Below are 21,192 nucleotides of genomic sequence, written 5' to 3'. Positions count from 1 at the left end.
GCTTAAATAAAAAAAGGCCGCACCCTGCCAAGGAAAGCGGCCCAAAAACTGTCGAGATTTTTTGAAACTACCGTGCGGTGATCACCGACAACTTGGTAATCCCCGCGCGCTCGATCGACGCCATCGCGCGCGCGACTTCGCCGTAGTTCACTCCATCGTCAGCCTGCAGTTGCACGCGCACATCAGGGTCCTTGGCCTTGGCCGCCTGCAGGTTGAATTCCAGCAGGTCCGGCTGGATGGCGTCCTTGTTGATAAACACTTTGCCAGCGCCGTCGATGCTCACCACCAGCGGGTCTTTCTGCTCAACCGGCGCCACGGCCTGGGTCTTGGGCAGGTTGATCGGGATGGAGTTGGTCAACAGCGGCGCGGTGACGATGAACACCACCAGCAGCACCAGCATCACGTCCACCAGCGGCGTGACGTTGATCTCGCTCAGCACCTCATCACTGTCTTGCGTAGAGAAGGCCATTCAGGACGCCTCCTTCACTTTCTGCGGGCTGCCGGCACTGGCCTTGGCCAGGGTGGGGTGGAGCAGTACGCGAAATGAGTTTTTCTGCGCCAGGCTGTAGAAGTCGTGGGCAAAGTCATCCAGGTCTGCCGCCGTCAGCTTCAGGCGACGCAGGAAGTAGTTGTAGACCAGCACCGCAGGCACCGCGACGGCGATCCCCACGCCGGTCGCGACCAACGCCGCCCCGATCGGCCCCGCCACGGTTTCCAGGCTGGCGGACCCGGCGGCGCTGATCCCCTTCAGCGCTTCCATGATGCCCCACACGGTGCCGAACAGGCCGATAAACGGCGAGGTGCTGCCGATGCTGGCGACCACGGCCAGGCCCGTTTCCAGGGAACGACGTTCACGCACGATCTGCTGGCGCAGGGCGCGTTCGAGGCGGTCTTGATGGTTGATTGCCTGGCTCAAGTCCGCAGCATGGCTGGCGTCTCCCACTTGGATCGCCGCGTAACCGGCCTGGGCCACACGAGCGGCCGCGCCTGGCTGGGTTTCGGCAAGTTCTGCGGCAGCATCGAGGCTCGATGCCGCCCAGAACTGTTTGTGAAACTTGCGATCCTGAGCCTTGAGGCGCCCGAACTGCACGCCCTTGAGCAAGGCCAGGCCCCAGGTAGCAACCGAAAAGGCCACCAGCAGCCAGATCACCGCGCTTTCAATGGATTCAAGTGGAGATGCCAATGCCATGATGTTTTCCCTCTGCGCCGCGGAATAATTAATGAATCTTGAAATCGATGGGCACGCTGACCCAGCCGTTCTGGGCCACATCACCCTGCTTGGCCGGCACGAAACTCCAGCGCTTCACTGCCGCCAATGCCGCGTCATCCAATTGCTGGCGACCGCTGCTTTTTTGCACCTGGATCTCCCCCGGCTTACCACTGGCCAGCACCTGCACCCGCAGCAACACCGTGCCTTCCCAACCGCGACGCTGAGCCAGTGACGGGTACTCCGGCGCCGGGTTCTTCAGGTACGCGGCGTTGGCCGACGCGGGTGTCACCGGCGCGGGCGCCACGGGCGCTGGAGGAGCGGCGGGTGCTGGCGTCGGTGGTGTTGGCACTGGTGGCGGCTCAACCGCTTTGGGTACAGGCTTGGGCGCAGGTTTAGGCGCGGGCTTGGGTTTGGGTTTGGGAACCGGTTTGGGTGGCGCCGGCTTGGCGGCCAACTCATCCACCACCGACGGCGGTGGCTCGACCACAGGCGGCGGTGGCGGTACAGGCGGTGGCGGCTCAACCACCGGCGCCGCCGGCTGGGAAAACTCGATGGTCATCGGTGGAATTTCCGGCGGCACAATCGGCAGCACCGGCGTGGGCTTCTGACTTACCCAATAGATCACCGCGCCATGCAAGGCCAACACCAGCAGCCCCAGCAGAATGCCTTCGCGGCGGCTGGAGAAACGCTTCGGAGTCTTTTGCAGACGCAATTGCCCCAACGGCGCGCGGTGCGGCCGGCCAAGGTCGACCAACTCACCACTCGGTGCCTGGCGCCACTGCGCCTCGTGTGCACTGGCGGCGGTCTGGACATTGCCCATTGATTCACTCCCTGCGGTTCTGAAAACCGACGGGCCTGTAAGCAGCGCCGTCTAGGGCTGAATCATTGGGGCCAGACACTTATTTCTTAAAGTAATCTTTGAAGTTATACATAGATCAGAATTGAATAATCCTGACGGCCACCCGACGCCAGCCCGCGTCCGTCGTGGCCTGGCGCCCAGCGGCTATTTTTCGATGCTTTCAAGGCATGCAAAATATTCGGCAAAGGTATCGATCAGTGCGGATTTCCCGCGCATAACGCGAGCAATTCACTCAGCAATGTCTGCCCCGCCGCGCCCAGGCCAGCGCGGCCATACAAGGCCAATCGCACGCCGTGTACCGGCGGCAAGCCACTTTCCGGGCCGAGTATGCGATGGCCGGGTTGCAACACCCGCTCCGGCAATAAACTGATGCCCAAGCCTGCCGCCACCGCCGAACACACGCTGGCCAGGCTGGCGCTGCAATAGCCGATGCGCCAACGCCAGCCGGCACGCTCCAGATGGTGGAGCATGTCATTGCGATACAGGCCGCCTACCGGAAAGGCCACCAGCGGCAGCGGGTCACGGCCCAGCGCCGGCGTGCTGAGGCTATCGACCCAATACAAGGGCTCGGGCCACGACGCTACACAGTCGTCGCTGTCGCCCATCTGCTTGACCAGCAGCACGTCGAACTCACCGCCGCGGTACTGACGCTGCAGTTCGGGGCCCAGCCCGCTGGTGACTTCCAGTCGAACCCGTGGATAAGCCACGACGAACGCCGAAAGCAGCGGCATCAGGCGCTCGGCAGCAAAGTCTTCCGGCACGCCGAGGCGCAACACGCCGTCGCTTTGCTGGTTGATCAGCACATCGGCAGCTTCTTCATGCAGCGCCAGGATTCGCCGTGCATAGGCGAGCAGACGTTCACCCTCAGTGGTGGGCACCACACGGCGTTGGTCGCGATCGAGCAACTGGCACGTCACCGCGTCTTCCAGGCGGCGGATCTGCTGGCTGACGGTAGACTGGGTCAAATGCAGGCGCTCGGCGGCGCGGGTGAAATTGCCGCAGTCCACCACGGCGACAAAGCTGCGCAATAACACAGGATCGAACACACTCATCACCATTGCGTTTGCCACTGGTTGGCATGGTTATATTTAATTTCAGCATACCTTGGCGCCTCGCCATACTCATCCCTCCTTTGCCCACTCGGACCCCGCCTCCTATGACGCTGAACACGACACTCGCCGGACGACTTGCCGGTTGGGGCCTGCTGGTGGTGCTTGGCCTGAACCTGCGCCCGATCCTCAGCTCCATCAGCCCCTTGCTCGGGGAGATTCGCCAGGCCACCGGCTTGAGCTTTCAGAGCAGTGCCTTGCTCACCAGCCTGCCGGTGATCTGCATGGGGTTGGTCGCACTGGTGGGCGTGCGTGTGGAGGCTCGCTTGGGCGAACGACGTGGCATCGCCCTGGGCTTGATGATGATTCTGCTGGCGTGCCTGGCGCGCTGGTTGATGGGCCAGGCCTCGGCGCTGCTGGTCACTGCACTGCTCGGCGGTGCAGGCGTGGCGCTGATCCAGGCGTTGGTGCCGGCGATGATCAAGCGCGAATTCCATCACCGCGTGCCTGTGGCGATGGGCGTGTACTCGGCGTCGCTGATGGCCGGCGGTGGGCTGGCCGCGCTGCTCAGCCCGGTGGTGGCCACGCATTTCCAGCAATGGCAGGCAGGCCTGGGTGTGTGGCTCTTACCGGCGCTGGGGGCGTTGTTGCTGTGGGTCTGGCTGCCGCTGGGCGCCGTACGCAATCCACAGCAGGCACCTGGGTTCAAAGGGTTACGCAACCGGCGCGCCTGGTTGCTGGCGCTGTATTTTGGCCTGGTCAATTGCGGCTACATGAGCATGGTCGCGTGGCTGCCCGCCTACTATCAGCAACTGGGTTGGGGTGTGCTGCCCAGCGGTTCATTGCTGGCGTTCATGACGATTTTTCAGGTGACGGCCGCCCTGCTGATGCCAGTGCTGGCGCAACGCGGTATCGACCGCCGCCCATTGCTCAGCATCAGCCTGTTGGCGCAAACCGTCGGTTACCTGGGCCTGATCATTGCGCCGCAGGAATATCCTCACCTGTGGGTGGCCTTGTGCGGCTTCGGCCTGGGTGCCTGTTTCGCCCTGAGCCTGCTGCTGACCCTCGACCACCATCGCGACCCTCGCCAAGCCGGGCAACTGGCTGCGTTCGTGCAAGGCGTGGGCTTTTTGATCAATGCGATTTCGCCATGGCTGACCGGCTGGCTGCGCGAGCTTACCGGCCACTTTGTCAGTGCCTGGGTGGTGCTGACGGTGACGGTGGTGGCGATGCTGCTGGTGACGCGGGTGTTCAGCCCGGCCACCTATCGCACCGACCTAGAAGTCGTAGCGCCCAGTCACGCCTAGGGTGCGCGGCGTGCCCAGCAGGCCCTCGTAACCGCCGTTACCGCCGGTCCACAGGGTGGTGTAGTAGGTTTTGTCGAAGGCGTTTTTCAGCCACAGCGACACATCCCACTGCCCTTGGTCATAGTCGCCGCGCAAACCGGTAGACAGGTTGACCACCGCATACGCCGGGATCTGCCCGTAGTCGGAATCTTCCACCGTGCCCACCGCCTTGGAACGGAACGCGTAGCTGGCGGTGACGTAGGGTTCGAAGCCGTTCGCCAGGTTCCACTTGTACTCGCCGTTGGCGTTGGCAATCCACTTGGAGGCGCCCACCACCTGATGGCCGCTCAAGTCACAGGACGCCGGCGCACCGGGACGCAGGCTGATTTCCGGCGGGCATGGCGCATCCTTGTAAGACAGGTAAGTCACGTCATTGAAGGAGCCGTTGATGTTCAGGGTCAGGCCCTTGATCGGCACCAGGGTGCTTTCCACTTCCACGCCCCGCGAGCGCACCGAGCCGGCGTTGGTCAGGTACTGCACGCGGTTGTCCTGGTCGTAGGCGTTGGTCTGGTAGCCGTTGACCTGGGTCCAGAACAGGTTGGCATTGAGCTGCAGGCGACGGTCCCACAACGTGCTCTTGAAACCCAGTTCGGCGTTGTTGGCGCGCTCGGTGCCGATCAGCAACGAGTCGGCCCCCGCTGTTGGCGCAGACCCCACCGCCAGGTTCACACCGCCGGACTTCTCGCCATGGGACAGCGTCGCGTAGCCAAGCAGGTTTTCGTTGAAGTGATAACTGAGGTTGAGCAGCCCCGACGGCGTGGCGCTGTATTGCGACAGGTCGCCCGAATCATAGGCCCCGGTACGCCCACGCCGCGCCGTGGCGGCAGGCCCGCTGACCGCCGCGCCACCGACTGGCGCATTGCGCGTGACCCAGGCGCTTTTTTCTTCATAGGTGCCGCGCACACCGGCGGTGAAATCCAGGCGCTCGGTCAGGTGCCAAGTGCCTTGGGCGAACAGCGCGAAGCTGTCGGTGCGGATATGCCCGTTGCCCACACTGCTCACATTGCTCAACGCACCGGCGGGCGTGCCGTTCCAGATATCAGCCTTGGGCCCGTAGTAGGCAAAGGATTTGTTATCCAGGTCGGAGCCGAAGTAGTAAGCGCCGAGTACGTAATCGAAGAAACCACCACTGGGCGACGCCAGGCGGAATTCCTGGGACCACTGCTTATCTTCCACCGAAACCCCGGCGTTATATGACGCCGGTACATTGAGGCCGTCATCGTTGCGCGGGGTGAAATTCCACCAGCGGTAGGAACTCACCGAGGTCAGGGTGAAGTCGCTGGGCAACGTCCAGTTGGCTTCCAGCGACGTACCGCCCTGGAACACCGTGACATGCTGGTCGTTGTCCAGGTTGACCTTGCGATGGGTGCCGTCCACCAGGGTGGCGCCTGCCGCGTTGGCCCGGGATTGATACAGGTTGGTGCCATTGATGGTCGGCCCGGTGCTGTACAGCACGCGGGTGCCGGCGCTGGAGTCTTCTTCGTTGTAGTCGCCGATCCAGCGCAGGTTGAAGGCCTCGTTGGGCTTGTACAGCAGTTGCCCGCGAAAGCCCTGGCGTGAGCCGCCGTTCAGATCATGGCCGTCATGTTCATTCTTGATGTCGCCGTCGCTGCGCGTGCGATAGGCCGAGAAACGCCCTGCCAGGTCATCGGTCAGGGGGCCGGAAATCGTGCCCTTGGTCTGGAAATAACCGTCCTCGCCCAGGGAGGTTTCGATGCTGCGCTCCGGGGTAAAACTCGGCGCACGGGTGCTGATATTGATCACGCCCGCGGTGGTGTTCTTGCCGAACAATGTGCCCTGGGGGCCGCGCAAAACTTCAAGCTGCTCGATGTCCATCAGGTCGAACACGGCCATGCCCGGGCGCCCGAGGTAGACGTTGTCGATATACAGCCCCACGCTGCCTTCCAGGCCATCGCTGGCCGGGTTGTTGCCCAGGCCGCGGATCGACACGCTGGATTGACGCGCATGCATGTAGGCGACGTTGACGCTGGGCACTAGTTGCTGCAAATCCTGGATGCGGTACACCCGCTGGGTTTCCAGGGCCTGGCCACCGAGCACGCTCATGGGCGTCGGCACGGCCTGGGCACTTTCGGTACGCCGCCGGGCAGTGACCGTGACAGTTTCCAATTGGCCACTGGCGCGCTCACCCTCGCCGGCAGGTGCGGATGTTTCAGCAGCCTGGGCCGGTGACCAACTGGTGGCTACCAACATAGCCAGGGGCAAGGACTTGAACAAACTCATAAGCGGCTCCAAAACCCCGGAATACTCATCGCCTAATATTCCTAAAGGTTATTTATTTATGTTTTTACGAACATTTACTGCATAAGAGATAGCCTTTATAAGGAGTCGACGTAATGCATAGCCAATGCATTTCCCGGATATTTTTGATGTGAAAAATGCATATCGACTTGCGCCAGCTTCGCCACTTCATCGCCCTCGCCGAACAGCGCAGTTTCGTCGCGGCAGCCGCAGCGGTGAACCTGTCGCAGTCGGCGTTCAGCCGTAGCATCCAGGCCCTGGAACACAGTGCCGGCTGCCAACTGGTGGACCGTGGCCGCAAAGACCTCGCGCCCACCAAGCAAGGCCAGGTGCTGCTCGAACATGCGCGGCGCCTGGTCAGCGGCGCACAACAACTGGCCAACGAAATCAGCCAGTTCAACGGCCTGGAAGCCGGTGAACTGCGTTTCGGTTGCGGCCCGGCGCCGGCAGCTGGGTTAGTCCCACGTGCCATCGGCAGTTTTATCGGGCGCTACCCCAAGGCCCGTGTGCAGTTCCAGGTGGACGACTGGCAAAGCCTGGCCAAACGCCTACTCAGCGAAGAGTTCGAATTCTTCGTCGCCGACACCCGCCACTTCGAAGCCAACCCCGACTACCACACCCACCGCCTGCGCCCACGCCGTTGGCACTTCTGCTGCCGCGCCGGCCACCCCTTGGCAGCGCACAACAGCGTCAGCGCCGCCGAGCTGATGAGCTACCCGCTGGCCGTGACCATCCGCCCGCCGAACCTGCGCAAAGTCATCGTCGACCTCAGCGGCCGGCCGGATTACCAGCCCAATGTGGAATGCGAAAACGGCTACAGCCTCATGGGCGTGGTACTGCGCTCGGACGCCATTGGCATCGTCAGCGCCAACAGCGACGTGTTGCACATGGCTCGCGGCGAACTGGTGTGTTTGCAGATTGAGGGACTGGACGAAAACCTGGAGGAGCGCTACACCCGCTACGGGATCGTCAGCCGCGCGGGGTATCGGTTGTCGCCGCTGGCGCAGGCGATGATTGAGCAGATCAAGGAGATTGATGAGAGGGACGAGGATGCTTATGCGCTGGAAAATATTGCGGTCTGAGTACGCGGTGGCCCGTCACCTGCGTGAAGTCATCATTAGATAACAAAGATCACCTACAAGAGGGGCTATAACCTTTTGACCCGCACGAGGAAGCGCGTTTGATGGACTGTATCTTTTGCAGCATTGCCCGCGGTTCTGCACCTTCCCACCTCATTTGGGAAGACCAGACCCACATGGCCTTTCTCTCCATATTCCCCAACACCCCGGGGTTCAGTGTCGTTATCCCCAAAGCCCATCACGGCAGCTATGCGTTTGCCGAACCGGACACCGTGCTGTGCGACTTGGTCACTGCAGCCAAGAAGACGGCGACGCTTTTGGACAACGCGCTAAAGGGTGTCGCCAGAACGGGCATGATTCTGGAGGGTTATGGCGTCGATCATCTGCACGCCAAATTATTCCCGATGCACGGGACCGGGGAAGATAGCGCCTTCAAAAAAATCAGCTCGACCCAAGACAAATATTTTGAGCGTTATGAAGGCTATGTCTCCTCCCATGACGCTGCCAGGGCAGATGATAAAGCGCTGGCAGGACTGGCCGCTCACATCAGGTCCTTCGCCGGGTAAGCCTGCTCCCCACAATTGGATCGCGGGTGTGCCAGGTAGATATGTATCTGCTGTCAGGCCGTCATCGCAGGCAAGCCAGCTCCCACAGGGGAATGCATTTCAACTGTGGGAGCTGGCTTGCCTGCGATGACGCCAGCAGCCACACCCATGCACTCAATGCATAGAACCCAGTCCCCAAATGCACTTGCCAGAGCGCCCCTCGAACGGCGAAAAAACCCACCTGTCCTCCGTTCGGTAAATTCCTATGTCTGACCCCAAACCCGTGCGCAACGTGCTCTACATCATGTGCGACCAACTGCGCCGCGACTACCTGTCCTGCTACGGCCACGCCCATCTGCACACGCCGAATATCGACCGCCTGGCCGCCGCCGGCGTGCGTTTCAGCCGTGCCTACACCCAGGGCACAATTTGCGGCCCGTCGCGCATGTCGGCCTACACCGGGCGCTATGTCAGCAGCCATCAGGTGGCGTGGAATGCAGTGCCGCTGCCGCTCGAAGAACTGACGATCGGCGACTACCTGCGCCCCCACGGCATCCGCACCGCATTGGTGGGCAAGACCCACGCCACGCCGAACCTTGAGGCCTTGCAGCGCCTGCAGATCGACCCCGACAGTGCCCAGGCCGAGCCGCTCAATGAGGTCGGCTTCGACGCGTATCTGCGTCACGACGGCATCTACCCCGACAGCCCGCTGTTCGAGGATAAGCGCGAGTCCGCGCCCTACACCCAATACTTGCGTGCTCACGGCTACAACGGCAGCAACCCGTGGCATGAATGGGCCAACGCCGCCGAAGGTGAGAACGGCGAAGTGCTCAGCGGCTGGCATATGCGCAACGCCGGCAAACCCGCACGGGTGGCCGAAGAACATTCGGAGACCGTCTACACCACCGACCGCGCCATCGACTTTATCGACGAACAAGGTGAACAGCCGTGGTGCCTGCACCTGTCGTATATCAAGCCGCACTGGCCCTACATCGCACCGACGCCTTATCACGCGCTGTACGGTACCGAGCATGTGCAGGCGCCGATTCAACCTGAGCACACCAGCGATCACCCGGTGTACCAGGCATTTCGCCAACACCAGGAAAGCCTGAATTTCTCCCGCGATGAAGTACGTCTGACGGTTATTCCCACGTACATGGGCCTGATCAAACAGATTGACGATCAACTCGGGCGGCTGTTTGATTTTCTGCAAGGCGCTGGCCGGTGGGACGACACGCTGATCGTGTTTACCAGCGACCATGGCGACTTTCTCGGCGATCATTTCCTCGGTGAAAAAGAATTCTTGCTGGAGCCTGCGGTGGGTATTCCGTTGATCGTGCGCGACCCGCGTGCCAACGCCGATATCAGCCGCGGCACCGTGGACGAGCGCCTGGTGGAAACCATCGACGCCCTGCCCACCTTCCTCGACGCCTTGGGCTTGCCCGCCGCCGACCATCGGCTGGAAGGCCGCTCATTGATTCCATTGCTGCAGGGCGCGCAACCCACTTGGCGCCGCTACGCCATTGCCGAATATGACTACGCCTTCCAGGCCCCGGCTCGCGAGCGCCTGGAGCAACCCATCGACCGTTGCCGCATGACCATGGTGCGCAGCGAGCGCTGGAAGTACCTGGCGTACGACGGCTTTCGCCCGCAACTGTTCGACCTGGAAAACGACCCGCAGGAACTGCACGACCTGGGCAGCGATCCCGCCTATGCCGAGGTGCGCGAGACTCACCTGGGTTATCTGTTCGACTGGCTGCGCGGCTTGAAGCGGCGCACCACCATCAGCCACACGGAAGTTGAAGTGCGCGGGCAATGGTTTCGTTATGGTGAGCCAGAGGCAGAGAAAGTGGTGAAAATCGGGGTCTGGTAAACACCACAACCCAAATGTGGGAGCGGGCTTGCTCGCGAATGCGCAGTGTCAGTCGACGTATGTATCAACTGACCCACTGCATTCGCGAGCAAGCCCGCTCCCACATTTTTTAACCTCACCCGGCTTAAAGACCTTTAGTGGTTTTGCTTGATTGCCCCTGCACCCCCACCGGCACATCCCCCTTGAGCGTAACCCGGCGCACAATGCGCTCCTGGGTGCCGTAGTCGTCCACCGCGTAATGCTGGGTGGCGCGGTTATCCCAGATCGCCACGTCACCGGTTTTCCAGCGCCAGCGCACGGTGTTTTCCAGGCGGGTGACGTGGCCTTGCAGCAGGTTGAACAACTGCGCCGACTCCGCCTGGGAGTAGCCTTTCAGGCGTTTGACGAAGTGCCCCAGCAGCAGGGTTTTCTCACCGCTGACCGGATGCACGCGCACCACCGGGTGTTCGGTTTCGTACACCGTGGAAGTAAATACTTTGCGGTATTCCTCCAGCTTCTCCACCGCCACATCCGGCTTGCGGGCGGCATAGTCGTATTCGTTGCTGTGCACCGCCCACAGGTGATCAGCCAGCGCGCGCAGCTCAACGCTGAGGTCGTTGTAGGCAGCGGCCGTGTTGGCCCACACGGTGTCGCCGCCGGACGCAGGCGCCAGCACCGAACGCAGGATCGAGGCCTTTGGGTAGGCATCGACGAAAGTCACGTCGGTGTGCCAGGAATTGGCGCGCTGGCCACGGGTGCCATCCAACTCCATCAAGAAGCGCGTGCCGTCCCGCACCGGCACCGTGGGGTGGGCAATCGGCTCGCCGAGCAAGTGAGCAAAGGCTTCCTGGCTCTGGTCATCGAGATGGGTCTGTTCGCGGAAAAAGATCACCTTGTACTGCACCAGCGCCTGCTGGATGGCCTCGACGGTGGCGGCATCCAGCTCACCAGACAGTTTGATGCCACGGATCTCGGCACCGATACGCCCGGCCACCGGGTGAATATCGAGCGCGTGGGCGATGGGTTGAACGGCTAATGCGGCGTTGCTCATTGTGATGACCCTCATGTGCCTGCGAAACGGTGGGGGGACGCTTCCAGCAACGCTCTATTCATATGCAATTTAGGTCTAGCAAATGCATGAATGCTTCGTTGACGGAATAATAGCTTGCATTTAAAACCTCAGCTTGCCGGGCCGCAAATGCCTTCGACCTATTTTTAAAATGCCGGGAAAGCATATGGATCTTCGCCAACTGCGCTACTTCATCGCCCTCAACGAACACCGCAGTTTCGTGCGCGCCGCGGACGCCATGGGCATCACCCAACCAGCGTTCAGCCGCAGCATCCAGGGGCTGGAACAGGAGTTCGGTTGCGTGTTGGTAGACCGCGGCCACAAGGACTTGCGCCCCACACCGGAAGGCCAGGTGGTGTTGCAGCACGCCCTGAGCCTGGTGCATGGCGCAGCGCTGCTGAGCAGTGAAGTGACGCGCATGACCAAGCTTGACGCCGGCGACCTGCGCTTTGGCTGCGGCCCGGCGCCAGCGGTGAAACTGGTGCCGGATGCGGTGGCGCGGTTTATCAACGCCCACCCGAAAATCCGCACCACGTTTCAGGTGGATAACTGGGAAACCCTCAGCCGCCGCCTGAGCCGTGAAGAGATCGAATTCTTTATCGCCGACATCCGCCAGTTCGAGGCCGACCCGAATTTCCAGACCCGCGCACTCACCCCCAAACGCGGGGTGTTTTTCTGCCGCCCCGGCCACCCCTTGCTGGCCAAGGACAGCCTGTCGACCAACGATATGTTCGACTACCCGCTGGCGGCACCGCTGATCTCCCAGGGCATTCGCAAGCTGTTGGCCAATCTGAGTGGGCGTATGGATTTTTCACCGAGCATCCAGACCGAGCACTTCCCGGCATTGGTGAGCATCGTGCTGCAAACCAATGCCATCGGCGTCGGTACTGAAGAGGCCTTTGCCGAGGACATTGCCAAGGGGGCGCTGGTGCTGCTGCACTGGCGCAACTTGCCGCAGCACATGGAGACAATGAGTGCGCGCTGCGGGATTGTCAGCCGCACCGGGTCGCGGTTGTCGCCGGCGGCTAAGGCGATGATTGAAACCTTGGTGGAGGTGGACAGTCAGCCGGTAAGTGTGGCGGTTTGAAGGGCCTCATCGCAGGCAAGCCAGCTCCCACATTTGAGCGGTGAACACATTCAAGTGTGGGAGCTGGCTTGCCTGCGATAGCGATAGCCCAGGCACCGACAAGCTCAGAGCCCCGCCGCCACCAACCCTGGCGCCACCCAATCACTCACCTGAAACGACTTGCGAATCAACTTCTCCCTGGACGCCAAGTCCACCGCATCCTGCAATTTGCCAAGGAACACCGGGTCCAGCGTGGAGGGGAAGACTTCGCTGAGCTTCTGGTCTTTCAAATCATTGGTGAGGATCACCGGCGGGTAACTGGCCAGCCCGGACACCAGCGCGATGTACGCCTGTTTGTTGTTGTCATCGGTCAACCACTGCACCGCTTGCTGCTGAGCCTTGAGCAACGTGGCCACGGCGTCTGGGTGTTCATCGACAAACTTGGCGCTGCCCACCAGCACGGCCTGGATGCTGCCGGCATCGCCCAGGTCCTTGGTGGTCAGCGGTATCTCTGCCAAACCTTTGGCCTGCAGCGCCGTCAGCGTGGAACCGCCCCAGGTGGCATCAATCTGCTTGGCCGCCAGGGCCGCAGCGGCCGCATTGAAGTCCAGGTTGATCACCTTCAGGTCCTTCTCGCTCAAACCCTGGCTGGCCAAGGCGCTGTCGAACGACAACTGGCTGGCCGTGCCACGGAACACCGCCACGCGCTTGCCCTTGAGGTCTTGCAGAGTCTTGATGCCGGAGCCCGGCACCACGCCGAGGTAATGCTTAACTCCCCGTGCGGTGGCGCTGAGCAGCCGAGTATCCAGGCCATTGGAGCGGCCGATGATCGCTGCCAGGTCGCCCAGATAGGCCAGGTCCACCTGCCCGTTGGCGAACGCTTCATTGATCACCGGGCCGGCGCCCTTGAAGTAATTCCACTGAATCTTGATGCCTTGGTCGGCAAAGGCTTTTTCAAAAATCTGCTGTTCACGCAACACGTCGGTAATGCCACCGCCGCTGTGCTGGCTGCCGGCACTGAGGTCGGGCACGGCGATGCGGATTTCCTTGAGCTCAGCGGCATGCACCAACCCGGCCAGGGCGGTGCCGGCGAATAGGCTGATCAGACGTTTAAAGGGCAGTTTCATAAGCGCAGCTCCTGGTGGGCGACGGTCGCCTGGGGAGCAAAAAGTAGGCACAGACTGGACAAAACTTTAAATACTATAAATTCACAATTTAATAGCTTTTAGAACTATGCAAGCTAACCCGCAGCCTCTAGAGGGATATGCACAAACAGCATCGAAAATATTCTTCGAATGCATTGGATGCGTGGCGGCGTGAGGCTTTAAATGACTTTTTTATCTCGCAATCATCTTGATCACGCTTTTGTAAGATCGAAATCACATAACGCATTCGGAGGTCTTCCATGGCCCGGATTTCACTTCTGAGCCTGCCGCTGGCGGCCCCGTCCAAAGGCGTCGCGCCGCGCTGGCCGCAACTGGGCCAGCGTTTATTGCCGTGGCTGCTGCCGCTCACGCTGTTTGCCTTATGGTGGCTGGCCAGCCGCAATTATTGGATGAGCGAGCAGATTCTGCCCGCCCCCGCCCTGGTGTGGAGCAGCGCGGTGGAGTTGGCCGGGGGCGAGTTATGGAGCCATCTGGCGATCAGCTTGCAGCGCTTGTTCTGGGGCCTGCTGGCCGGTATCAGTGCTGGCGCGATACTGGGCGCGTCCCTGGGCTTCAGTGCGCGCGCCGAGCGCTTGGTATTCCCGACGTTCAGCGCGCTGGCGCAAGTGCCGACCCTGGCCTGGATCCCGCTGTTCATGGTGTTTTTCGGCATTGGCGAAACCCTCAAGCTGGTGGTGCTGGTCAAGGCCATCGTGGTGCCCGTGACTCTGCATACCCTGGTGGGCGTGCGCGACGCCCAGCCCAACCTGCGCGAAGCCGCCCGCGTGCTGCGCTTGCCTGGCCACTTGCTGATCCGCCGTCTGATCCTGCCCGCCGCACTGCCGGCGTTCATGGCCGGCGTGCGTCTGGCCCTGGCCGCCGGCTGGACTTCCCTGCTGGCCGTGGAGTTGCTGGCCTCCAGCGAAGGCATCGGCTACCTGATGGTGTGGGCGCGCCAGTTGTTCATGCTCGATATCGTCTTCGTATGCATCGTGGTCATTGGCGTGCTGGGTGTGGTGATGGACCGCGGCATCGGCTGGCTGGATCGCAAGTGGGTGCACTGGCCGCACCCCGCCACCGCGCAGATCCGCCGCGGGCCACGCTATGAAGGCTGGCAACGCCTGCAGCCTTGGCTGTTGCCCTTGCTGTTGTTGGCGCTGTGGCAGGCCGCGACGCAACAGGGCTGGGTAGACCCGAACATTCTGGTCAGCCCCTGGACCGTGCTGCAAACCACCCTGGGCGGCGCGCTGGATGGCAGCCTCACCACCGCCCTAGGCAAAAGCCTGGGCCGAGCCCTGGGCGGCTTGCTGCTCGGCGGCAGCCTGGGCTTTGCCGTGGGCTTATGGCTGGGGTTGTCGCGGCGCAGTGAGCGACTGTTCGGCCCAACCTTGTCCGCGCTGCGTCAGATTGCGATTTTCGCCTGGGTGCCGCTGCTGACCGCCTGGTTCGGCCTGGGTGAGTTGGCCAAGTGGGTGTTTATCGCCCTCGCCGCCTTCTTCCCGTTGTTTATCGCCACCCAGCGCAGCGTGCTCAACCTGTCGCCCCAGCTGCGCGAAGCCGCGCAGGTACTGCGCCTGAACCTGTGGCAACGCCTGCGCCGCCTGGTACTGCCGGGCGCCGCGGCGGGGATTTTCGCCGGCCTGCGCCTGAGCCTGATCTACGCGTGGATGGGCACCCTCGGCGCCGAATATTTCATGCCCTCCAATGGCGGCATCGGCAGCCTGATGATCGGTGCCCAACAACTGCTGCGCATGGACCTGATCATGAGCGGCATGCTGCTGGTCGGCCTCACCGGCGCCACCCTCAACCTGCTCGGCCAACGCCTCGAAACCCGCGCCACTCGCTGGAGACACGCATGAACGCACCGATTGTCAGCTTCAACCATGTGGGCAAGTCCTTCGACGTCGATGGCTTCGAACTGGAAGCCATCCGTGAATTCAATCTGGAGGTGGGCGAAGGGGAATTTGTCGCGATTGTCGGCGCCAGCGGTTGCGGCAAGTCGACCCTGCTGCGCCTGTTGGTGGGGCTCGATACGCAGTACCGCGGCGAGATCCGGGTGGATGGCAACGCCGTCAGCGGCATCGGCGGCGAACGCGGCATTGTGTTCCAGGAGCACCGCCTGTTTCCGTGGCTGACCGTGGCGCAAAACATCGGCCTGGGCCTGGTCAACGAGCCGCTGAGCGAGGCCGAGCGCACACGGCGCATCAACGATTTTATCGAGCTGGTGGGCCTCACCGACTTCACCCGCGCCTACCCGCACCAACTCTCCGGCGGCATGGCCCAACGGGTGGCGATTGCCCGCGGCCTGGTGGCCAGCCCGCGCATCCTGTTGCTGGACGAGCCCTTCGGCGCCCTCGACGCGCTGACCCGCCAGCAGATGCAGGATGAACTGTTGGCCATTCGCGCCCGCGCCAGGATCACCACAGTGCTGGTAACCCACGATGTGGAAGAGGCGATTTTCCTCGCCAACCGCGTGGTGGTGATGGAGCCCAGGCCCGGGCGCATCAAGCAAATAGTCGACATCGCCCTGCCCCATCCGCGCCAGCGCAGCAGCTTTGAATTCCACCAACTGCGCGAAGAGCTGCTGCACGAGCTGATCAGCGATGACCACTACCAACCGCCCGTGCGCGAACAGATTCGCGATTTGCCCCTGGCGTTTATTGCCTGCTGAGGTGAGCTAAATCGCTGTGTGCCTGCTCACGCCGCTCGAAGCGGTTGGCGCGGGCAAAGGTGCCAAAATCATTGAAGCGCACACCCATCTCGGCCATCACCTTATGCGCCACCTTGGTGGTCATCTGGCGGATGTAGAACGGTTCTTTCACCACAAAGTGATGGATACCGTGGGTACTGCCGAAGTTGAAGCAGAACGCCTGCAACGGCCACAGCCACCAGGGGTTCAACACCTGGGTTTGCTGGATCACATTGCCCAGCTCCACATCGCCGTAGTAGTGCATGTTGGAGCTGACAAAGTGCAGGCAGAAGGTGCGTAACACGTTCGGGCCGATGATCACCACCGCAGCGATATCGATCACCTGCATCACCTGCAAGGTACCGGCTGACCATTGAATGGGCGCGCCCATCAGGCTGGCAATGCCATTGGCGGCATGAAAGCCCAGGAAGACGTACCACGCGCCCCAATGCAGCAAGGCCAGCGGTGCGTACACCAGTAGCACGCGCTTGAGGATGCTGAACCTGTGCGGCCAGGTCTTGGCGCGCAACAGGCGGATCAAGGCCGACATCATGTTGTCCCCCACCATCAGCAACCGCGCGATGCCCCAGGGTTCGCCATTGGTGATCGCGCGCTCTTCCATATCGGCCTCGGTGCCCGAGACCTTGTGATGGTTGAGGTGCAGATGCCTACGTATCCACGGGTTGATGGTGCTCGGGCGCGCCAGCCACACCAGGCCCATCATCAGGTTGTGGGGCACGCGCTGTTTGCGAAAGTACATGCTGTGGATCAGGTCGTGTTCCAGCTCGTGGGTGAGCGAGGCGAAGAACGCATTGAGCAGCAGGCACACCCACCAGGCCATATGACCGCTGATGTAGAGCGCCGCCGAGCCGAGCATGCCCAGCAAGGCAAAGGCCAGGATGCCTGCGCCCAGGGCGTCCTGATGCAACAACCAGGGGTGCCGCTGGCGCAGGCGCACGCCCTCGGCCATCACCACCTCGCGGATATGCGCCGAACGCTGTTGTGCGTTCAACGGCTGGGGGCTTGCAGAAGTACCGTCCATGCTTCCATTCTCTTGTGAAGTGATGCCTGAATCCTGCACCTAACCCTAGCGCAGGACGCTAGCCGCGCACGCCAATCTGTTGACCCCAAGCGCCAATTGCCATGACCGAACCCACTTCCCTCGCCAGCTGGACCCGCGCCCTGCGCAAGCAGCTCGACGCCCTGGGCCTCGACAGCGCCGCGCTGTGCGCCGAGGCCGGGCTCGACCCGCAGCAGATGGACGACCCCAACGCCCGCTACCGGTTGTCGGCCACCACGCGCTTATGGGCGCTGGCGGTACAGGCCAGTGGCGACCCTGCGATTGGGCTGCGGGTGTCGCGGTTTGTCAGCCCCACCACCTTTCATGCACTGGGTTATGCGTTGGTAGCCAGCGGCAGCTTGCGCGAGGTATTCGAGCGCATCGTGCGCTATCACCAGGTGGTCAGTGATGCCCTGGACTTGGAGCTGAGCCGCCACGGCGACGTCTACCGTTTTCGCCTGCTCCAACCCCCAGGCAGCCCCGCGCCAGCACCGGAAGCGATTGATGCCTTTGCGGCGATCTACGTGCGCACGTGTCGCAACCGCCTGGGTCGCGACTATGCGCCGTTGGCCGTTTACCTGCGGCGCCCGGAACCCGCCGACCCCAAGCCGTGGCATACGGTATTTCGCTCGCCAGTATTCTTTGCCGCCGACGAAGACCGCCTGGAATTCGCCGCCAACGACTTTGACAGCCACCTGGACGACGCCAACCCGGAGCTGGCCGAACACAACGAAACCGTGCTCAAGCGCACCCTTGCCCAGCTGCAACCGCTGACCTGGGAACGCAAAGTGCGCGCCGCCATCGAGGCGCAACTGCCAGACGGCGAGCCAAGCGCCGAACGCATCGCCCAAGCGCTGCACTTGAGCCTGCGCAGCTTGCAGCGGCATCTGGCCGATGAAGGGTGTCGGTTTGACGCCCTGCTCAACGAGTGCCGGCAAAACCTGGCGTTATTGCACCTGCGCGACCCGCAGTGCTCATTGGCCGAGATCAGCCATTTGCTGGGGTTTGCCGACACCAGCAGTTTCAACCGCGCGTTCAAGCGCTGGACGGGGATGACGCCGGGGCAGTTTCGGGGGGATTTGCAGTAGCCACCCAAGCATCCGCGGTCTCCCCACAAGGACGACTACTGAACCGGGCCAAAAACCACCCGCTCACTTCACCGTAAATCTAATAACAGATGTCCATGCGGAACGCTCCAGAGTTGTTTCCTGCCACCCGAAAACACCGACCTCACCTGGGTCCAGAAAATGTGTGAACTCCCATGATCCATCCGGCTTAACTTTAGCGCCGCCAAATTTATCCCCATTTACCGGAGTAAGGGAGAAATAGACGTCCCACTCGGGAAGACCCGTGCCTTTGAAAGTCACTGGGCTCGCGTAACTTCCACCTTGCACCGGTAGTTCTACAACCGGTGGGTTTTCTACCCGTTTTCCTGGCCTCGATATTGGAGGGAAAACATCGCAAGAATTTTCTGACATGAGCCTTAACTCCTCGATTGTCACGATTGACAATCAAAGTCTGCGCCCTCTGAAACATCACATCTACTGTCAAAGTTGACAGGTACACCCCCCCCGCAGCCAGTTTGATTACAAACCTGTCATTCAATTGTGCGGCTTTTGTCCGCATCCGCTGGTTACCGTGATGGCCTGCTTTCTGGAGCCCTCACTATGTACCGCACTGCCTTGTTCCTGAGCCTCGCCGTGGCCACCGTCGCCCAGGCGGCGCCACAGTTGCCACGCCACGCCGAGCTGGATTTGCACACCGCTCGCCAACTGGCCGACGCCAGCCTGGCCCGCTGCACCGCTGCGCTGACCGTACTCGACCGCGGTGGCAACCTGTTGCTGGGCCTGCGCGCTGACGGTGTCGGCCCGCACAACAGCCTCGCCAGCCAACGCAAGGCGTACACGGCGCTGTCGACAAAAACCCCGACCCGGCTGTTTGCCGAACGGGCGCGTAATAACCCCGAAGCCGCCAACCTCAACACCTTGCCCGAGCTGCTGTTGCTCGGCGGTGGCGTGCCGCTGTTTGCCGACGCCGAACTGGTCGGTGCCCTCGGCATCGCTGGTGCCGGTGGCGCCGCGCAGGATGAAGCCTGCGCCGTGCAGGCCGCCGAGCAACTGGGCTTGAAAATCACCCCTTGATTCCACTTCCCTCAAAAGGACTTCGCCATGAAAACCTTGAGCATGACCCTTGCCGCACTGAGCCTGAGCGGCCTGTGCAACCTGGCCCTGGCCGACGCCAACCCCCTGAGCGTGCACGTACTCAACCTGGAAAACGGCCTGCCAAGCGCCGGTATCAATGTCACTCTGGAACAGCACGTGGGCGATAAATGGCAGCCGCTGTCCGAAGGTGTGACCAACCAGCAAGGCCGCATCGCCGAGCTGTTCCCGGCCAACCGCAGCCTGCAGCCGGGCGAGTACCGCGTGGTGTTCAAGACCGGCGATTACTACAAGAAGGCTAACCGCGAGACGTTTTTCCCTGAGGTGCCGGTGATTTTCCAGGTCAAGCAGGCCGACCAGCACTACCACATCCCGCTGCTGCTCAGCCCTTACGGCTTCTCCACCTATCGCGGTTCATAGGCCCGCGGCCAGCTGCAGCCCGTTGAGGTCGAGTATCTCGATGGCGCCGTAACTCAAGCCGATAATGCCCTGTTGCTCCAGCGCCTTGAGCAGACTGTTGATGGTCTGGCGCGACAGGCCCAGCATTGCCGCCAGATCCTCCTGGGGCAGTTGCAGCACGCGGCGCGCCTGCTCCACTTCGCCGTAGCCTTGGGCAATCATCAGCAAGCGATGGGCCAGGCGCTGTGAGGCGGGCATCAGGCTTATCTGTTCGATATTGATCAACGACAGTCGCAGTTTATGGCTCATCAACAGGGCCATCTCCCGCCAGAACAGCGGATGCCGTTCGAGGATGCCGAGCATCGCCGCCTGCGGCACCTGCAACAGCCTGCATGCGCCCGCGGCCAGGGCATCGTGGGTGCGCGGCAGGTTGTCGAACAGGCAGATCTCGCCGAACCAGTAGGGCGTTTCCACCAGGCTCAACACCGCTTCCTTGCCTTGGGCACTGACCGCGCTGATGCGCACCGTGCCTTCCAGCACCGCATACACACCGCACGGCGGGTCACCGCGCTTGAACAGGTACTGCCCCGCCGTCAGCACACGCAACCGCGCCGCCGCCAGCAGGCTACGCTGCAAGTCAGGCGGCAAATGGCTAAACCAATGACCGCGAGCCAATTGCGCGTGCCATGTCCCTGTGTCCATGCGAACTCCGAAGATTGTCGCCCCGTTGACAGTTAGGCACCGGCTGACAGGGCATGATCAAACATCCTACAGGAGGAACAACAATGAAAAGCCTCGTCGACCACCTCAGTCAATACGCCGCGTACCACCGCGACCCACGCAACATCGCCAGCCACTTCATCGGTATCCCGCTGATTGTGGTGGCGGTGGCCGTGCTGCTGTCGCGCCCCGAGTGGTCGGTGGGTGGGCTGTGGCTATCACCTGCGGTGCTGCTGGCGTTGTTTTCGGCGTGGTTTTACCTGCGCCTGGAACTGGCCCTGGGCGTGTTGATGACGGTGCTGATGGGCTTGTCGGTGTGGGCCGGGCATGTGCTGGCGGCGCAAAGCACGGCGGTGTGGCTAAGCAGCGGCGTGGGCATGTTTGTGGTGGGCTGGGTGATTCAGTTCGTCGGGCATTACTACGAAGGCAGGAAACCTGCGTTTGTGGACGATGTGTCGGGGCTGATCGTGGGGCCGTTGTTTGTGGTGGCGGAGTTGGCGTTTTTGCTGGGGTTGCGGGATGAGCTCAAGCGGCAGATTGAAGGGCGTTCGGGGCCGGTGGCGGTACGCGGGAAAAACGCCACGGTCTAACAGGTACTGAAGATCCAATGTGGGAGCCGGGCTTGCCCGCGATGGCGGTGGATCAGTTGGCATAACTGTCGACTGACACACCGCCATCGCGGGCAA

The 21,192-nt window shown here is 62.0% G+C and carries 20 protein-coding genes; 11 read left to right on the top strand and 9 right to left on the bottom strand.

The window, feature by feature from the left end:
• Positions 1–67 precede the first annotated feature (67 nt).
• From DK871_RS24935 to DK871_RS24920, 4 genes are all read right to left on the bottom strand, one after another.
• Positions 68–469 (bottom strand): biopolymer transporter ExbD, encoded by a 402-nt coding sequence (locus tag DK871_RS24935; protein ID WP_003187607.1) that lies wholly within the window; start codon positions 467–469, stop codon positions 68–70.
• Entirely contained in the window at positions 470–1,192 is a 723-nt protein-coding gene (locus tag DK871_RS24930; protein ID WP_161907014.1) for a MotA/TolQ/ExbB proton channel family protein, read from the bottom strand. It lies immediately after the preceding gene.
• A gap of 25 nt (positions 1,193–1,217) precedes the next feature.
• Positions 1,218–2,030, bottom strand: coding sequence for an energy transducer TonB (locus DK871_RS24925; protein WP_161907009.1), 813 nt, complete (start codon positions 2,028–2,030; stop codon positions 1,218–1,220).
• A gap of 233 nt (positions 2,031–2,263) precedes the next feature.
• A complete protein-coding gene (locus tag DK871_RS24920) occupies positions 2,264–3,115 on the bottom strand; it encodes a LysR family transcriptional regulator (protein WP_161907013.1) in 852 nt (283 codons plus the stop codon).
• Positions 3,116–3,225: 110 nt separating this feature from the next.
• On the opposite strand from DK871_RS24920, the gene DK871_RS24915 reads away from it, so the two are divergent.
• A complete protein-coding gene (locus DK871_RS24915) occupies positions 3,226–4,425 on the top strand; it encodes a CynX/NimT family MFS transporter (RefSeq protein WP_161907008.1) in 1,200 nt (399 codons plus the stop codon).
• Here the strand turns inward: DK871_RS24915 and DK871_RS24910 are convergent.
• Entirely contained in the window at positions 4,396–6,705 is a 2,310-nt protein-coding gene (locus tag DK871_RS24910) for a TonB-dependent receptor (RefSeq protein ID WP_161907007.1), read from the bottom strand. The two genes, DK871_RS24915 and DK871_RS24910, sit on opposite strands and share 30 nt — an antisense overlap.
• A gap of 155 nt (positions 6,706–6,860) precedes the next feature.
• On the opposite strand from DK871_RS24910, the gene DK871_RS24905 reads away from it, so the two are divergent.
• From DK871_RS24905 to DK871_RS24895, 3 genes are all read left to right on the top strand, one after another.
• Positions 6,861–7,805, top strand: coding sequence for a LysR family transcriptional regulator (locus DK871_RS24905; protein ID WP_161907006.1), 945 nt, complete (start codon positions 6,861–6,863; stop codon positions 7,803–7,805).
• Between the two features lie 101 nt (positions 7,806–7,906).
• Positions 7,907–8,368, top strand: a complete 462-nt coding sequence (locus DK871_RS24900; protein WP_161907012.1) for an HIT family protein — start codon at positions 7,907–7,909, stop codon at positions 8,366–8,368.
• A 244-nt stretch (positions 8,369–8,612) separates the two neighbouring features.
• Positions 8,613–10,220, top strand: coding sequence for an alkaline phosphatase family protein (locus DK871_RS24895; RefSeq protein ID WP_161907005.1), 1,608 nt, complete (start codon positions 8,613–8,615; stop codon positions 10,218–10,220).
• A gap of 124 nt (positions 10,221–10,344) precedes the next feature.
• Here DK871_RS24895 and DK871_RS24890 read toward each other — a convergent pair whose 3' ends face one another.
• Positions 10,345–11,250, bottom strand: a complete 906-nt coding sequence (locus DK871_RS24890; protein ID WP_161907004.1) for a TauD/TfdA family dioxygenase — start codon at positions 11,248–11,250, stop codon at positions 10,345–10,347.
• A 184-nt stretch (positions 11,251–11,434) separates the two neighbouring features.
• On the opposite strand from DK871_RS24890, the gene DK871_RS24885 reads away from it, so the two are divergent.
• Complete coding sequence (locus DK871_RS24885; protein ID WP_161907003.1) at positions 11,435–12,355, top strand: LysR family transcriptional regulator; 921 nt, start codon at positions 11,435–11,437, stop codon at positions 12,353–12,355.
• Between the two features lie 104 nt (positions 12,356–12,459).
• On the opposite strand, the gene DK871_RS24880 is transcribed toward DK871_RS24885, so the two are convergent.
• Entirely contained in the window at positions 12,460–13,461 is a 1,002-nt protein-coding gene (locus tag DK871_RS24880; protein WP_161907002.1) for an ABC transporter substrate-binding protein, read from the bottom strand.
• 278 nt (positions 13,462–13,739) lie between these two features.
• Between DK871_RS24880 and DK871_RS24875 the strand changes: the two genes are divergently transcribed.
• On the top strand, positions 13,740–15,338 hold the full coding sequence (locus DK871_RS24875; RefSeq protein WP_161907001.1) for an ABC transporter permease: 1,599 nt from the start codon (positions 13,740–13,742) through the stop codon (positions 15,336–15,338).
• The gene (locus DK871_RS24870) at positions 15,335–16,150 is read left to right on the top strand and encodes an ABC transporter ATP-binding protein (RefSeq protein ID WP_161907000.1); all 816 of its coding nucleotides are present in this window, start codon (positions 15,335–15,337) and stop codon (positions 16,148–16,150) included. The genes DK871_RS24875 and DK871_RS24870 overlap by 4 nt, the downstream gene beginning before the upstream one ends.
• Here DK871_RS24870 and DK871_RS24865 read toward each other — a convergent pair.
• On the bottom strand, positions 16,137–17,210 hold the full coding sequence (locus tag DK871_RS24865; protein WP_094774328.1) for a fatty acid desaturase: 1,074 nt from the start codon (positions 17,208–17,210) through the stop codon (positions 16,137–16,139). The genes DK871_RS24870 and DK871_RS24865 overlap by 14 nt on opposite strands.
• Before the next feature lie 101 nt (positions 17,211–17,311).
• Here DK871_RS24865 and DK871_RS24860 point away from each other — a divergent pair, with 101 nt between their 5' ends.
• From DK871_RS24860 to uraH, 3 genes are all read left to right on the top strand, one after another.
• A complete protein-coding gene (locus DK871_RS24860) occupies positions 17,312–18,316 on the top strand; it encodes an AraC family transcriptional regulator (protein WP_161906999.1) in 1,005 nt (334 codons plus the stop codon).
• A 579-nt stretch (positions 18,317–18,895) separates the two neighbouring features.
• Entirely contained in the window at positions 18,896–19,369 is a 474-nt protein-coding gene (locus DK871_RS24855) for a heme-binding protein (RefSeq protein ID WP_161906998.1), read from the top strand.
• Positions 19,370–19,396: 27 nt separating this feature from the next.
• Positions 19,397–19,807, top strand: coding sequence for a hydroxyisourate hydrolase (gene uraH, locus DK871_RS24850; protein ID WP_161906997.1), 411 nt, complete (start codon positions 19,397–19,399; stop codon positions 19,805–19,807).
• Here uraH and DK871_RS24845 read toward each other — a convergent pair.
• Positions 19,802–20,488 (bottom strand): Crp/Fnr family transcriptional regulator, encoded by a 687-nt coding sequence (locus DK871_RS24845; protein ID WP_161906996.1) that lies wholly within the window; start codon positions 20,486–20,488, stop codon positions 19,802–19,804. The two genes, uraH and DK871_RS24845, sit on opposite strands and share 6 nt — an antisense overlap.
• Before the next feature lie 83 nt (positions 20,489–20,571).
• On the opposite strand from DK871_RS24845, the gene DK871_RS24840 reads away from it, so the two are divergent.
• The gene (locus tag DK871_RS24840) at positions 20,572–21,096 is read left to right on the top strand and encodes a DUF962 domain-containing protein (protein WP_161906995.1); all 525 of its coding nucleotides are present in this window, start codon (positions 20,572–20,574) and stop codon (positions 21,094–21,096) included.
• Positions 21,097–21,192: the final 96 nt, after the last annotated feature.

Source organism: Pseudomonas sp. L13 (assembly GCF_009935965.1).
GTDB lineage: Bacteria > Pseudomonadota > Gammaproteobacteria > Pseudomonadales > Pseudomonadaceae > Aquipseudomonas > Aquipseudomonas lactis.
Note: the sequence above shows the minus strand (reverse complement) of the source record. Positions and strands in the feature narration are given on the sequence as shown.